This is a genomic window from Simiduia litorea (assembly GCF_042853465.1).
GTDB classification, from domain to species: domain Bacteria; phylum Pseudomonadota; class Gammaproteobacteria; order Pseudomonadales; family Cellvibrionaceae; genus Simiduia; species Simiduia litorea.
The window spans coordinates 323,040-338,640 of record NZ_AP031497.1 but is presented as its reverse complement, the minus strand read 5'-3'; the positions used below and the strand labels follow the sequence as shown (position 1 = coordinate 338,640).

Annotated in this window: 11 protein-coding genes; all 11 read right to left on the bottom strand. The window is 45.4% G+C overall.

The window, feature by feature from the left end; genetic code table 11:
* Positions 1–306 precede the first annotated feature (306 nt).
* The gene (locus ACGHTT_RS01495; RefSeq protein WP_390593087.1) at positions 307–627 is read right to left on the bottom strand and encodes a hypothetical protein; all 321 of its coding nucleotides are present in this window, start codon (positions 625–627) and stop codon (positions 307–309) included.
* Positions 628–929: 302 nt separating this feature from the next.
* Complete coding sequence (locus tag ACGHTT_RS01490; RefSeq protein ID WP_390593085.1) at positions 930–3,701, bottom strand: zinc dependent phospholipase C family protein; 2,772 nt, start codon at positions 3,699–3,701, stop codon at positions 930–932.
* Positions 3,702–4,013: 312 nt separating this feature from the next.
* The gene (locus tag ACGHTT_RS01485) at positions 4,014–4,520 is read right to left on the bottom strand and encodes a hypothetical protein (protein WP_390593083.1); all 507 of its coding nucleotides are present in this window, start codon (positions 4,518–4,520) and stop codon (positions 4,014–4,016) included.
* A gap of 422 nt (positions 4,521–4,942) precedes the next feature.
* Positions 4,943–5,287 carry a hypothetical protein gene (locus tag ACGHTT_RS01480; RefSeq protein ID WP_390593082.1) on the bottom strand — a complete coding sequence of 115 codons (345 nt, stop codon included), beginning with the start codon at positions 5,285–5,287 and terminating at the stop codon, positions 4,943–4,945.
* A gap of 212 nt (positions 5,288–5,499) precedes the next feature.
* A complete protein-coding gene (locus tag ACGHTT_RS01475; RefSeq protein ID WP_390593081.1) occupies positions 5,500–6,102 on the bottom strand; it encodes a hypothetical protein in 603 nt (200 codons plus the stop codon).
* A 192-nt stretch (positions 6,103–6,294) separates the two neighbouring features.
* On the bottom strand, positions 6,295–6,897 hold the full coding sequence (locus tag ACGHTT_RS01470) for a hypothetical protein (RefSeq protein ID WP_390593079.1): 603 nt from the start codon (positions 6,895–6,897) through the stop codon (positions 6,295–6,297).
* A gap of 782 nt (positions 6,898–7,679) precedes the next feature.
* Positions 7,680–8,321 carry a hypothetical protein gene (locus ACGHTT_RS01465; protein ID WP_390593078.1) on the bottom strand — a complete coding sequence of 214 codons (642 nt, stop codon included), beginning with the start codon at positions 8,319–8,321 and terminating at the stop codon, positions 7,680–7,682.
* A 10-nt stretch (positions 8,322–8,331) separates the two neighbouring features.
* Positions 8,332–12,150 (bottom strand): DUF637 domain-containing protein, encoded by a 3,819-nt coding sequence (locus tag ACGHTT_RS01460; protein ID WP_390593077.1) that lies wholly within the window; start codon positions 12,148–12,150, stop codon positions 8,332–8,334.
* Positions 12,151–12,161: 11 nt separating this feature from the next.
* Complete coding sequence (locus ACGHTT_RS01455) at positions 12,162–14,615, bottom strand: hypothetical protein (protein WP_390593076.1); 2,454 nt, start codon at positions 14,613–14,615, stop codon at positions 12,162–12,164.
* Positions 14,616–14,706: 91 nt separating this feature from the next.
* The gene (locus ACGHTT_RS01450) at positions 14,707–15,048 is read right to left on the bottom strand and encodes a response regulator receiver protein (protein ID WP_390593075.1); all 342 of its coding nucleotides are present in this window, start codon (positions 15,046–15,048) and stop codon (positions 14,707–14,709) included.
* 35 nt (positions 15,049–15,083) lie between these two features.
* A complete protein-coding gene (locus tag ACGHTT_RS01445; RefSeq protein WP_390593074.1) occupies positions 15,084–15,434 on the bottom strand; it encodes a hypothetical protein in 351 nt (116 codons plus the stop codon).
* Between the last annotated feature and the right edge of the window lie 167 nt (positions 15,435–15,601).

Below are 15,601 nucleotides of genomic sequence, written 5' to 3'. Positions count from 1 at the left end.
TCCAATTGACTTAATATTTCATCTCAGATCAGAGCTCAAGGGGTTAGACGCCATGAAATCTCTTTTACCCCTTCGATCAAGGAGCTCCCCTTGATCCACCACCCCTTTTTCTTCTGTGAAGTGAGGGTTTGGCGAGTTACACCTTACCACTGAACTGATTCATTTTTTTACAGATCAGTTACTTAGGCTTAAGTAAGGACCACTCAACTCTCCCCCCCTTTTCACTGCGCTTTCGATTATTTCTAAAAAAAGGCCAACAGCGAGAGCTTCTAAAAAAGACAGCTACCTAACTACAACTTATGGTGTTCACTCCACATAAATTGCTTTTACTTTGAGCCAAGCGCCACCCGCGTCACATCCCAGCGTATCAATGATGACAATTGCACCGCTCGCCTTTGCTGCCAAAAGAGCAGACTTCAACTCGACTGCGGCAGTTGTTGTTCCTGCAAAGCCATTACTGGTTACACACTGGCCATCCTGAACTGCATTGGGAAACCCCATATCTAAAATGACAGCGATATTGCCTGATTCATCTACATACAGTTTCGCGATTTTCCCGCTGTCTTGCGATACAGCAAAAGCGTTCAACGAAAATGCCATGAGAATGGCTACAACACATATTTTCATCTTCTAAAAACCACCTCTTAACCCGTCCATTAATATTTCCGCCTGGTCAGATCTAACCAACCCATAGAGGTTAATACGTATTTAACCCCGGTGTTCTTAAAAAGCTTGCCAAAAAACTGAAAGTCTCTAAGCATTTAGTCAACGTAAGGTGACTATTCGATGCAGTTTGTGGGCAACATAGCAACCCTTGTTTTCTATTGCATCATGGCAGTAAATCGACTCTTTATTTCCAATGGCGAACAAAGTCAACACCAAGCGACAGAACTCTTTCTCTTGAGTTATTAACTCTACCCCCCTTTTCGCTAGTGAATAAGCATCATTAATGCCGGCAAAATCTTAATCAATGTGCACGTTTTATCTGCCTCACTGCTTGGGAATGGGTGTACCGCACAGGATTCAAAGGGAAAGTCTGACTTCAAAATTTTGGGCAGACCCAAAGACTGTGGATCCTCAATTCCCGTGGCGATGGTACCCTTGAATAACGAACGGAAAAGGCTATTGCGTACGGGACCATACCAGAGGCGCAGCCCCTCTTCCGAAGCATAAGATTGGGGATTTTCAGTTATCTGTTGGCCGCTTGCGTAATAGTAGTGATAAGGCGCCTGTTGACTCGGCAGCGGCGGCGGCAAATCCATCCATTGGTGATTACCATCTAGATTGCGGAATGCCGATGCAACAATGTTTTCTGGTGCTGAGAAGCCAACAGCATTTGCTCGCTGAGCTAGCTCCGTGAGCGCAGCGCGATCAAGCAACGCCAACTTAGTTAACTGTATCGCATTGAAAACTACAGCGTACTTATCAGGATCAAGATAGCCGTTGCTTAGGTGCATTTCTTGATCAACACGAGTCGACATATTCGAAATCAATAGCAGGTCCTTCGACACGCCTACACCATTCGCTGCAGTAAATTCCTGATTGAGCCGGCTAGCGGTCATAGGCTGACTCATCAGCGAGACGATTTCTTTGACCTGATCGGGAATAATATCTTCAACCTCTTGTTTCAGGTAACTTGCTAACTCCTGCTTTAAGCGGGTCTCAAGCGAGCCCTTTAGATTGACCAGCTTATTGATATGTGGCCTTAGCTCCGGTGGCGCAGCAGCAGAAACAGCAATGCGATGAACGTTATCGACTAATCCAATTAGGTCCTGTAATGCATCTTTAAACTCGCATGATGAGATAGCGCTGTTAACGCCCATTACCGCGCCCATATGACACGAAAGCCACACTTCCATCGGCTCAAGAGGGTTACCGCTCTCATCGCTAATAACAGTATTAATGACAACCTGCCCGGTAGCACGTACATAGGCAACCATGGCCTCATCAATATCCGATCGCCACGCACGTAAGTAAGATTGAATGGGTGATACATCCGTGCTTAGCACTTGCGTAAAATCGATTACTGCGTTTTTAATATAGTGTGCGTTGTCTGCAGCTTTTAACAACTCAGTGCGTAGATCGATCACTGGATCAATTGCCGAGCGTTTGGTATTAATATATTTATGCTTTAGCTCGTACTTTTGTTTTAAAAGACGTGGCACTACACCATTAGACACCGCAAGCATCGTCTTACATAGAAAAAAGTCGGATCCGGTGCTCACACCAAAGTGATGATAATTGGACGTGTACAGTGTAACGATCTCATCGCCTGAGATCCCTTCAATAACACCGCTATACAATCTCATTTTTGAATTCAGTTGCGCTAAAATGACCGGTTGAATCTCTGCATACCACCGCTGCGACTGTCCCGTTCTATTGCTTACCTCAACTTTGCTTTCCATCACATCAACAATCAATGATTGAAAATAGGCCTTGTTACCGGTAATTGTTTTTAATTTAACCGGCGTCTCTTCGCTTTTAGAAAAAAATCCACCCGGGTCGAGCAATTTGCCAGCAGTACTTGGCGACAAAAGCCCCAATGGATCTACAGATAGTTTGAAAGCGCGCTTTAGATCTTCGCTGAATGGGAGACGGTCAATTAAGAACTCGTGAATACCTAAAGGAGCAAGAAAAGCCTGATGGGCAATTTCGCAGCTTTGTACGGCCAACTCCGTTGCGATTTCGTTGGCCTTCAATTCTATTTGGTATTGCTGAGTAGCTAGCGTTTCAGCAAGATCGTGATACGAGTTCCAGGCAGTAACCACGCTAGTGTAACCAAGCTGCTCATACTTTTTGACGGCATTAAATAGCTTGTCATCGACGGCCTGACTAAAATCCACGACATCGCCATTTAGCGTATCAAGCACCGGCTGTGCTGCATTAACAATTTGACTGGCTTCACTATCAGTCAATGTCACGTTAAGCCAATATTGAGATGCGATTTTCGCCGCTGCGACATCAATCGCATGCCAGATGGGGTCTTCTGCAAGCTCATCAATAGCATTGCGATAATGCATTAGTGCCGCTAAGTGACCGCCGAAGGCAGAAGATCCATATTGCTGCCGGACACTATCACCCTCTAAAAACAACTGCTTTACCGCCAAGGAAACAGGCCCATTTAAGTTCAGCTGGTCGGCAGCCGTGCCAATCGCGTCACCTTGGTGATTGCGCAAGGGAGGCAACTTGCTGGAAATATAGCCTTCGAGCGCCATATGCCGCCTTTCTACGCGCGTCTCATCCCACAAATCAAACGCGTCACCCGCATATTGATTAACATAGGTATGAGCAAAAACATCCGACGCAGCATGCCCAAGATAACCATAAACGTATGCCTTATGGACAGGGCCCAATTGCGCCTGCTGCAATAGGTACTCCATCCAGTCATTAGCCTGCCAATACTGAGCATTGCTATTACCTGGATGCATTAACGTCTGACCGACGACGACATCGGGTGCAGCGTCTGGGCCTATATTGCCGTAAAGGTATGCTGCGCGATTTTCAAGAATTGCCGATCGAACGTCGGCCGGTACATCAATCAATACGGAGCGCCCATTCAGCCAAATTGACAACTTGCCATCATCAGCTAAATCATTGACGACCTGCTGCCCAACCCAAACGTGAGCATCCGGCTTAAACGCCGCAACTGGATGACTGCCAAAAAACAAAATAAACGTAAGAATACAGAGATGGCGCGTCATGCGATGTTTTCCCTACTGCCACTAAAAAGATCAAGATCGAATAGGCAAGCGCCAACCCGAGATCTACAGGATTCAAAAAAGAGATATTCGCTAAGTGTGCTTCCATTACAAGCAGCTACTTTCCAATACCTATTTACTGCTGTTTAATTTACCTAAACAAACCGAACGCTCCGTCGCAACTCGGCCGAATACACATAGGTACTTAAAAAAATCTGCCTCATGACAGTGAATAGAAACGGACTTTCCAGCTGCGAACACCGCCAATGTAATACTGAAGCTACTAACTTCGCCCATGTTGTTCAACTACCGCCTCTACCGAACGATTCTGACACTTCCATCAAGAAGCGAAACATTGCCTTGCCAAATGGGGCACTCGGTATCGTTAACGTTGCCTGAAACTTTTGCCCCAGATGCAAAGGCAGTGAGCAGTAGGGAATAGATTTGAGCGCCAGTTGGGGTTGAGCGGTCAAAACCAACATAATTACTCGCTGACGCACATGCCGGCCTCGGTTCAACAGTGCAATCCATTCGGAAATGCGCGTTGCGTGTATCAGCACCCACCACTACTTCATAAACACCACAATTATTAAAATCATGAGCTTTTGCATATCCTGAAAAAATCAGGAGAGCAACAACCCAGAACGTAATCCAACCATTTTTAGTGACCATTTTTACCTCTACAATTTTATACATATAGCTCAAACTGAAGCCAACCTCGGTTAAAAAATCGGCTACCGAAAAACAGAAAGGACTAAAGCGACAACAACAAGACTCATCAATCGATAGAACCAATATAAACCGGCGCAGGGGATTCACCATATAATGGCAACGTTGCGCAGGTGCCCTCTCCGCCAAAATAGAAGATTGCGTTTTTATTGTTATTCTGTGTTGATTGCAGCATGCTAGTCCACATAGAGCATGTCACGGTGTCTATATCCTTCCAAGTACCCTTCAAATTACATATGTACGTATAATCATTTCGACCACTATGAAGCACGTTAACGGATCCATTGCCGTAAACCAGTACGCGCGCCACATTAACTTCACAACTATAATCAGCATTGGCTGATGTTATGAAAAATATAGCTACAAAAAAAACAAGAAATCTCATAAAACACCTTAACTATGGTTATTGCTTTTCATTAACTAAGCGCTACAAGCGTCTAGTAATTCAAAAATTTTCAATCTAGGACGCAGTTCAAAGTAGATGAGCGGGCTACGACCTCTTTTTTATCTACTATCTACTGGTACTGAATACTATATATCTCGCATACAGGATTACTTGAGCCGGACCACATTCTTTGTTCATCCCCAACAATTAAGACTGAGCTTCCTGCGTGGTAGGCTGATATCAACATGCTAATACTGGTCTCGAAACCAACACTGTCTCTATTTAAGAAATAGCCGTGGGCGCAGACAGTGCTGCTTTCTTCAAGCTTTACATATACGTCACCATTTCCAAATTTCGCGTAAGACGTAATTCTTAGTATTTTAGAACGTGGTGAAGTTTCATTTGCAGCGGAAATCTGTGCGGCCATTGAAAATGCAGCAATTGTAAACGCCCATGTAATATTTTTTATTTTCATATTAACTAATTTTCTTTAAGTTTCTATTTCTTGGCTTTGGTTTCAATCAAGTAATCAAGAGGTAAGACACCATAAAATCTCTTTTACACCTTCGATCAAAGAGTCTGACCCCTTGATCTGATAATTCCTTCTGTGTAACCTTGGTGTGTAATTCCTCCTGGCATCCATCTTAATGGGTCAACACCACCTTCATTTCCAGTAGGCATTTTTATCTATTTAGCAAACTGCTCTCGAAATTCCATGTCCTCCATTCGCTGCGCAATCTGCCTGAGCTCATCGAGCCGAAAATCTTTATTCCCCGCAACTGCCTCTTCGTAACACTTCTTGATGTAGTCGAAATCACCGACGAACATTCTAAGCAAGCAGTAGTGAACTCCCTGTATTCCAATAAAATTAAATGGATTATCTTCCGGAAACTTATCAACAAACTCATCTATACTATCGAGACAGTATCGAGACTCTGCATTCGGGAGTGCAATCCTAACGAAACTTTCGATTACCGGTGCGGCTAGACTTATCTCCGTATACACTCCAGAAAATCTTGAGCCATCTACATTTTTTGGTTGTCGAGTAAAGTGACACGGAACCTGGTATTCTGGAAACAATGCCCTAATGGGCTTCACTAACGGGCTCACCTTGACCCACTCAATCGCTTGAAAACGAACGTGACTCATTGCCACCTTGGCAAATATTTCCAACCCCAGCACAAATGGCTTGTATTTCTTGCACACAAACTTGCCACCTTGAAATTCCCAGCCATCAAAATCAGAAGCAAGCTTACGACAAAGCTCGTAGCACTTATCCCTCATATTCATGTTTAACCCGCCATACTCTGACCCCAAACTTTAGATCAAGAAGTCTGACCCCTTGATCACAAAATGGCGACCGCAACTCAACAGCCCTACCCACCACAAAAAACTAATTAACTCTAACCCCTTTTTTTACGGGCTAGCTGGATCAAGGAGTCCGACCCCTTGATCTTTTTCATTTCCAGTAGGCATTTTTATCTATTTAACAAACTGTTCTCGGAATTCCATGTCCTCCATTCGCTGCACAATCTGCCTGAGCTCATCGAGCCGAAAATCTTCATTCCCCGCAACTGCCTCTTCGCAACACTTCTTGATATAGTCGAAATCACCGACGAACATTCTAAGCAAGCAGTAGTGAACTCCCTGTATTCCAATAAAATTAAATGGATTATCTTCCGGAAACTTATCAACAAACTCATCTATACTATCGAGACAGTATCGAGACTCTGCATTCGGGAGTGCAATCCTAACGAAACTTTCGATTACCGGTGCGGCTAGACTTATCTCCGTATACACTCCAGAAAATCTTGAGCCATCTACATTTTTTGGTTGTCGAGTAAAGTGACACGGAACCTTGTATTCTGGAAACAATGCCCTAATTGGCTTCACTAACGGGCTCACCTTGACCCACTCAATCGCTTGAAAACAAACGTGACTCATTGCCACCTTGGCAAATATTTCCAACCCCAGCACAAATGGCTTGTATTTCTTGCACACAAACTTGCCACCTTGAAATTCCCAGCCATCAAAATCAGAAGCAAGCTTACGACAAAGCTCGTAGCACTTATCCCTCATATTCATGTTTAACCCGCCATGCTCTGACCCCAAACTTTAGATCAAGGAGTCTGACCCCTTGATCGTAACTTGGTTTAGCTAGTTCAAACCATCCGTAACCTGGATATTGGTAATTTCACAACGAGCTCCATCTGAATTGGTATACACCGTAACTACCTTGCCAGCCACAGACATGGCTAATGCTGTGGTATATATCCACTGACGCTCCTGAGGCGTGCCGTAGAAATGCAACCAACCGTACGACCCACCATTGCATGCAGATGGCACAAGATTGGCTCCCACGCGAACTGCTGGATCTGCACCCGACCCTAACAACGAAGTGATCTGCCCTCTTACATAGTTATTGGCGCTTACAACTGATGAGCCCAATATAGATGCAACTAACAACACTAACCTAAGCATTCGCTCCCTCATATTTTAACCGGTAAAATTGATCCACTCTCGCGATCTTCAACACCATTCGTTCGATGCTACATCTCAGAGAACCAGCGACTTATCATAGAACAACCGACAAAAAGTCGTTAAACATCAAGGCGAGCCCAACCAAATAAAATACTCAAGAACACAGGCATCAATTAAGTAAACTGCCCACGGAATTCCATGGAGCAGGATGAAATGCGCGTCTTAAGTTTCATCTGACAGCACTTATTGATCCCTGTTGAGCATACTCAATCAACGACTCTGACCCCATTGATCTCGACAATTGGTATTCTCCGTCCTCTTCGATTCTTTATCCAATTCACCTCATCCGCGATTACCTAAATCCTTGACCTCGTTGTCTGATCCCGTTAAAAAAACTTTTCCCGCCTTAATACATTGAATTCATCAAGAGCAGGCCCTGATTTTGGAATAGAAAATACTGCTTCCGGGGATTCCCGTTTCGCTAGGCGAGAGATAGATTGATACCAATATCCGCCCACCTTAACAATCCCCAAATCTTCCCACGGTATAGAATCAAGCATTTTAAAATCAACCACAAAATGTGATTCAACGTTTAACTTCAATCTGTCGACTGGAAAATTAAATATCTCCAGCGCACCAGAGAACCCACTAACATCAACGATTCCAGTTACTGCACTGGCCTCCATTTCATGCAACGCGGTATCTTTGTAGAGCCTTTTAATAGTTAAAAATTTTGTCTTAGCTCCTGAAATAATTACATTGTTCAATAAGGCGCCAGCGGAAATCTCCATTTCCTTTACAGCCAGATCTATAAATGAAACATCTTCCAAAGAAACAAATCTACCGATACTACATATGCCATTTAGAACAGAGCATTTTGAAAAAATGGTATCTTCGATTCTTATGTTTTTTTTAGGGCCAGCTCTAAACTGCAAGGATTTGAATTGAACCTGATCATACCTCCCGCATCTTAGCGAAAAGATGTCATCACCCTCTAGAAAATCATCGTCTATACATACCTGTTTCATCCTACTTCCCTCATAAATTTCCATTGATTAACTTTAAGTCTTCAACAGAAAACGCATCATAAGTTATCACAATGTCCACTTCCGCTCTATCTTGGTGCTTTAGAATGCTAGCTTTCGAATTGGTGGTCACTTCAAAAGTAATATCGTCAGTGGGATTCTTAAAATCATACGGCTTGTTGCTAACACCAGTCCAGTCCATGTCAGCTAAAACGCTATCCGGGTTCACCTCCAATGCCTCTAGCCTTTTCTCAGAGATCAGTTTTTCTATTGCATGGCCGAGATACATTCGAGCGAGGAAATCGATCTTCATCTTGTTCAATTGGGCTTCAGATAGAAGACCTACTAGAATAGACGGATCTACCATTATTTCAGTTCGAGCCTCAGCCGCTAATATGGCTAATTCTCTTTGCTGCTCTAACGTCTTTGGTAGCAGTGCTACTGTCTGGCCTAAATTCGTCCCTTCAAAAATCTGCTTTTCATCTGGTTTAACGTCCCAAGCCTTGTGACTGCCATCTACCCACATTTCACCGACAGGCAGGTTTTGATCCCCAAGATCCTTATAGACCTTGAGCTTTGATAATCCGGCAGGAGGAATAATTAAGCTAAATGATGCGCCTGCGCCCTCTAACGGCTTTCTTATCTCATCAGGAATATTTTCGTAGGCTACGATAACAGTGGTGCACCCCCCCCCCAATCCAGAATCGCAGGTTTCAATTGCCCATACAGCACCTGTATTGATAACACCGCCCACGGTATTTAAAAACTCCATGGCCTGAAGCGTCTCTTCTGGTGCGGTCTGCATCGATAACTCAAGAGCTTGAGTTCCACCTTCCCTCAAAGCACGACCTATAGGGTGATCCCCATCGGAGATTTTACTCATTCCAATGAGAATATTACCTTCTCCAACAGCTGTCATATACGCAATGGTTGCGAGAGCAAGCAAAAACAATCCAGAAACCAACGCATTATTTTCTGCAGCATTCTCTCCCGCAGCAGCGGCGAGATTGACATCTCCGCCAACAGCAAAAGCTAAAAATGCCGCCGATAGTTTCGCTATATCTACACCTTGAGCGCGCATTCTATCCAACTCTTTACGAAACTCTAATTCGTTAGGCGCTGCTCCACCTTCAGCAGCTATCACCTTATCTTTCGCCCAAGAAGCTATATCCGTTAAAATTTTTTCTCTGTACTGTTGAGCAACAAATTCACCAACTACCGCGCCGCCAGCCCCGCTTAAGCATGAATTTTTGGCTGCCGACGTATCTCCATGATCAATGGCAGACGTGGCAACGGCCACGCTGCACCCAAGAGCAGCATGAGCAATATACTGTGTTGCTACTCCAATTGTTGGCGGCTGCTGCTCACCATTGCCATGGGCTGCAATACCGATTTTTGTGGCAAACTCCTTTCCAATGGTATTTACGCCATACTTTGCAATTTCAATTAAAAAATCTTCACCAAACTCTGAGAGAGTTCCTCCTTCAACAATAATGGGCGCAGCCGCCTTTACAGCGGAATGCGTGATCGCCTGCCCAACCTGCCAAGTCAATGTGGTTTTGGTCATAGACGCTTGAAAATCTGCTAGCTGCGTAGGCGAAAACCCAGGGTTCTGAGAAATCCAATCATTTGTCAGTGATAATTGAGCCTCTTCCGTAGGTGCCTTAAAAAACTTCGCATCAATCTTAGCCATCACCCCAGCAGTCACCATCGCAACCGCTAAAGATTTAAGCCCGTCCTTGCTTACTACTGCATCGAATGCTGCTTTATGGATATCTGAAAAGTTTCCACCATTAACAGCAGCATTTGTAGATGCAACGACTGCAGTAGTCACAAGACTTGTCCAGCCGGCACTAAGTGCGGCCGTAGTTGCCGTAGTCGTTCCACCAATTGCGCCCATCGACGCAAGACTCGCAAACCCAGCACCACCCGTCGCCACCGCCACCGCAATCGCAATAATCGCCATAGCCGCCGCATTCAACGAGGTATTATCTTCACTCCACTCGTCAAAATTCTCTTCAACCTCTGTCCAGTTAACATCCAGCTCTGGGTTGTCGTAAATATCTGCCATCCATTTCAGTTCTTCGATTTGACGGAACTGATTTATTTGACCTTTGAAGGTTCGGTCTTGGCCGCCTTCGTACTCCACGTTCAGGCCATAGAGGGCACTAACTTTTAAACCGCCTACAATACTGTTGTGCACCACGTTTTCGATCACGTGACCTTTATCAATCGTGCGCTTAGTAAACAGCGTGCTGCTTTCTGCATGGTAACTGTAGTGATCGGTCTCTTTCGCTACGAGCAAGTTCACACTGCCATTGGCAGCAGATACTTCTACCCCTGCACTTGAATTTATTTCCGTGGCAGTGAGGTTAATATCACCAAATTCAGTATGTAATGTGACGCCTTTTCCAGCATCTAAGAGCGCACGAATAGCGACTGTTTCGTAAGCCTCTTCAGACTTTTTCTTGCCACCCTTTTTGTATTTACCAACATATCGGCTTTGATCCCAATCGTTCTGAATGGTGATACCCATACCAGCGAGAATATTGATATGACCTTCGTCGCTAATGAGCTCAGCACCATCGATTTGGATTTGACCATTGGCAATAAATTCGATGGCTTCGGCTGCAGTAAGCGTCGAACGCAGGTACTCCATGCCAGAGGTTTGCTTGTACCAGCCGTGTGCGCGAGTGGTACTATTGGTGGCGTATTGCACACCGCCAACATAGATATTACCGTTGGCAGCGAGCGTAATCTCCCCGCCGGCATTGACCGCCGCTCCTTGTAATTGAATATCTGAGTAGGCGCGCAGAGTGACATCACCGCCAGCCTGAATAGTCGCGATTTCACCAAATGAACCGCCCTGGCTAGCGCCAAAGTCATAGCGGTAAACGATGGTTTTGCTGGTAATGTTGTTTGCACCAATACGCAAATCGTTTTGTGCGCTAATTACACCAGAGATATTACTCAGCGTACCGCCAACGGCGACTTCCAACTCACCGCCGCCAGCTATATGCCCTTGATTATTAGTTAAATCACCCAAGACATTAATAAAAGCATCGCGACCGGCTTTTATGGTGACACCGTCAATGGCTAGACCATCGAATGTGGCGCCAGCTACAAATTCAATTTGATGGTCAGTCACGCGGCGCGTAGCCACGGTGGCCTGAGTGAGATAAACCACCGGCACCATCACTTGCTGACCATGTATCAGGCGCTGCTCTGGCCAAATCATGTCTCGCACAGGCGCGCCGCCATCTTGCGGTAGATTTAGTGGTGTGCCATAAACTAACCCAGGATTTTCATCAACATAGCTTAGTGCATTGGCATACAGCGTATTCAGCTGCGCCACTTCGGTTTTATAGGCGTCTGTATCGCCGTCAATTAGATTGCGCCCCAACAGGCCGCTGATTTGTGCGCGCACGTAGCGGGCCTGAACCAAGGGCGAACCTACCTGTTTAGGGTTGTTATAGAGAGGAATAAAGAAAGTGATGCCGCCATTGCTTACCGGCACGTAAGTGACTTCACCCAACGCCGCACGGCGCGTGTCCCATAAATCCTTATAAAAACCTTGTACAGTTTTTGCGCCTTGAGGTGCAAAGGCCTCTACATAGGGCTTGGCTTGATACATTTCGGAGGCACTGGTGCCCTGATTAAGGAACAATGGGTGTAAATCGAAGTCTTGCTGTATTTGGATATTATCTAGCGCCAACGCCACACTCGGTGAGGCGATAGGGAATAGGATAGAAAAAACCGTAAGGTAAGCGACAGTGCGATTGAATACTTGCTTGCGGAAGATGATTTTTTTCAAACGTGATAATGCTTTCATGACAATCATCCTCAGTTCCACCAGTTTATTTCAGCAGTTAGATCGGTCCACCAGGTCACAACTTGCTGGTAGAGATTTTTCATCACTTGCCAGATAGAGTATTCGTCAACGCCTTGCTTCACAGCCGTCGAGGTATCGAATACTTCTCCGACTAAAATTTTCTTCTCAATTATCTCATTCCATGAGATATAGAATTTGTCATCGAAATCATCAAGCCCACTGATCTGGAACGATTTCGAATACGATACATAGTCAACTCCTCCAAAATCTTGTTCGTTTCGATAATTACTATTGGAAGCAACTATCTGGTCAATCGCCATATTCAAGTAAGCGTCAAATGAGCTTACATTTAGAAAACATGCGCTCGCCGAGGCGGCGCAAGCGCTTAACTGGGTAGATACTTTCACATTACCACCCACGTAAAACAGTGAATCCATCTCTTGGGGATCGCCTAAGGCACTTGCCGTTTGTTGCGCAGTACAACCATAGGAACAATAGCCGCCATAGTAAGAGGTGACCGTAAGATCTTTCTGAACCTGCCCATGCTCGAGGCCAATGTCAGCAAAGGTACCCGTTGAAAATTCAGCATCGCCAAACAACTCAACATAACCTACGGCGTTTACGTATTCACTTGAGGCCATTGCCGAATATCTTCCCATCGAAAACATCAGACCAGGAGGTGAGTAAGTAGCAACGACTGTTTTATAAACTTCTGAGGAAGACGACTGGTAGTTATAGCCATATCCATTAGAGGCGCTATTCGTCACCACCGTATGATCTTGATCCATCAGACTGAGCACGCGATAACGTTCGTTAATAATTTGCGGTGCGTCCAACTCCATTAAACCTGTAGACGACTGCACGCCCAACAGTGCCGAGGCGTTGACCAAATATTTATCGCCTTTAATCTTCATATTTTGCTCGGCGATAACCGAAACCTGCGCCAGAAGCTCACGATCGAGCAGCGGCTGCTCGTCAGGCAAAAGCTTGAGGTAGTAAGGGTTTATATTTTCGAATGCTTGCGCCTTAATTTTTACGACAGCACCCGCAATATGCGCCGAGGATTTGCTAAATTTTGCTTGGCTGGCTACTGGCGCCAAAGCCTCCGTATTGTTTGCATAGAAGGTACCTAACTTAATCGGGTTTAGGCTGTTGGTGTAGTTGGCTGGGTAAGGTATGAATTCTTCAGATTCATATTTGAAGGGCGTACGCGAACCATTGAGCACGTAACCATTTTCCGACTCGAGCGAAACCGTGTGACTGCGAATAGCACCGCCACGGTGATTAACAATGGATTTATTAGCCCACAATTCAATTTTCGCGTCGGCATCTATACTGCCTTCATTACGCACTGCCTCCGCGGCACCCTCTACAACACCGGCGTTGATGGCGCCATAGTTCTCTATACGCTTACTCGATATGAGTGTTAGATTGCCCGCTTTTATAGCTTTACCAATGGGAACAATAACATTCCCACCCGCCATAAAAGAAACGGCACCATTCGATATTACATTTGCTTGAACATTAACCGCATTTTCGCCTACCTGTGTTACCGAAACTTGCTCTTCCGTGATACGCGTGTTGCCTCGGTAACGCACGGCACTGTTAATAGAGGTGGAGGTATTAACTGAGCCGGCGAACACTAATGCGTCATTGGCAAAAATTTTTAGTGCGGTTGTGCTGAGCGATGCGTTTATATTAGCGGATGCCGCGCTACCAGAGATGTATCCGTTAACTCGCTGTGCATCGTAATTCCAATAGGCCGCTGCGCCCACGACGTTGACGCCGCCGGCACCAATAGTATAACTACCATTCAGATCCGCCTTATAGCTGCCGGCAGTTGTTCTGTTAGCGCGTTGATGCGTGTTAACAACTCCACTTACCTGTACGTTTGCCGCCACTAAATCAACAGCTAATGCACCGGGCGCATCTAAGGTAGAAACGATTACACTACCACCGGAGGATGCTGTTAATGTGCCAAAAATGGCGCCATCAACCGACTGTGGCGTACCTAAATTACCCTCGCCCTGTACCGACACCAAGGAAACACGATAGACGTTATTAAATTGGCAGGCACTACATTGAACGACACCGTTGGTCGGCGAGATAAATAGTAGATCTGCCGCTGGCCCCAAAATAGTAATGGGGGCATTGATTACGATATCGTCTGCAATGATCACAATCAGATCTGCTAGTTCGCCGTTGACACTCGAGCTCAGGTTGGTAATCGACAAAGGCCGGCCCGTTACTTCAAAGCGAGAAAAGCGATTAACGGAGACCTGCTGCTGATTCGGTGCGGCAACGTCGAGCATGTCGGTAGTTGCAGCGGCAGTGAAGGTTGTGGCCGTACCCGTCACTTGTACACTTGAAGCCATTACCTGCGCCCCACCCATCACGCCGGCCGCAACCAAAACAAGCATTAGCGCTCGTTTCACCAACAGCACACATCGAGTTATTGTAGACATGACATCCCCATCTAAAGCATTCATTAATATAAATTCCAGCAATTACACGCAATTAATTTTGAACGACGTTGACCCCGACCCACCACAGCCACTAAGACCCAAAATCCACGCTCAGACGATTGATGTCACAGGAGTCCGATGTTTCATCAAAATTAATGGACACCTGCTTACCAGTAGCGGCGGCGGTTAGTGCAACCGATAACAACGCATCTCGCCCCTCTGCGGTCATACTATTTGCACCAACGTTGATGTAATAATATTTTGGTGTACTGCCATTAGTGCACGCGGGGCTATCGGTTTCGAACAACAGCACCACACTGCCGCTGCCAAGCGGGTAAATTTTCTTTATCGTGCTTGAATGCCACGTAGCTGCATAAACTTGACTAGATACCAAGAATAAAAAACAAAAGGCACTCAACATACGCTTGGTCATGATTAAATCATCCTATTAAAAGTGGCTCGAATCAGCTAAGGATTTGACCAAGTAATGGCATTAACATCTTCGCCATCGCTCCAGCGGCTACAGCTATTCATACCCACAACACTAATTTCCTTCTTTGCCGCTGCCGCCGCCAAGAGCAGTGCATATTGGCGCTCACCGGCTTTGGACGTTTCATCTTTAATCATCCAATAGCCATGTGTTGCACAAGCAGGTGCATCGGCCATTGCTGAACCGTTGAGGAAAAAATAAGTAAGGCCATCGCTGGCGCGAACATGAAGTGCTGAGACAAAACCTGTTTGCTGACCTGCAGACGTAAGTGATGACAAGCACAGCGAGAACGCAAAGAGAAAAGCTTTTGATACGGTGGGATTCAGCAATTCCGTTGCCTCTTTAGGTAGTCCATTAATAATTTAAGGGCGTGTTTATATAATACTTAGCACTTAAGTTCAACGAATAAACGCCTTAAAAATTGATACTATACGGTCATTATTTGTTTGATTTTTAAATTTTCCGGTAAATTTAGGTGCCCCAACACCTTGCCGGC

Coding starts and splice junctions, on each gene's coding strand:
- ACGHTT_RS01495 (WP_390593087.1), bottom strand. CDS start 627: ATGAAAATATGTGTTGTAGCCATTCTCATGGCATTTTCGTTGAACGCT.
- ACGHTT_RS01490 (WP_390593085.1), bottom strand. CDS start 3,701: ATGACGCGCCATCTCTGTATTCTTACGTTTATTTTGTTTTTTGGCAGT.
- ACGHTT_RS01485 (WP_390593083.1), bottom strand. CDS start 4,520: ATGGTGAATCCCCTGCGCCGGTTTATATTGGTTCTATCGATTGATGAG.
- ACGHTT_RS01480 (WP_390593082.1), bottom strand. CDS start 5,287: ATGAAAATAAAAAATATTACATGGGCGTTTACAATTGCTGCATTTTCA.
- ACGHTT_RS01475 (WP_390593081.1), bottom strand. CDS start 6,102: ATGAATATGAGGGATAAGTGCTACGAGCTTTGTCGTAAGCTTGCTTCT.
- ACGHTT_RS01470 (WP_390593079.1), bottom strand. CDS start 6,897: ATGAATATGAGGGATAAGTGCTACGAGCTTTGTCGTAAGCTTGCTTCT.
- ACGHTT_RS01465 (WP_390593078.1), bottom strand. CDS start 8,321: ATGAAACAGGTATGTATAGACGATGATTTTCTAGAGGGTGATGACATC.
- ACGHTT_RS01460 (WP_390593077.1), bottom strand. CDS start 12,150: ATGAAAGCATTATCACGTTTGAAAAAAATCATCTTCCGCAAGCAAGTA.
- ACGHTT_RS01455 (WP_390593076.1), bottom strand. CDS start 14,615: ATGTCTACAATAACTCGATGTGTGCTGTTGGTGAAACGAGCGCTAATG.
- ACGHTT_RS01450 (WP_390593075.1), bottom strand. CDS start 15,048: ATGACCAAGCGTATGTTGAGTGCCTTTTGTTTTTTATTCTTGGTATCT.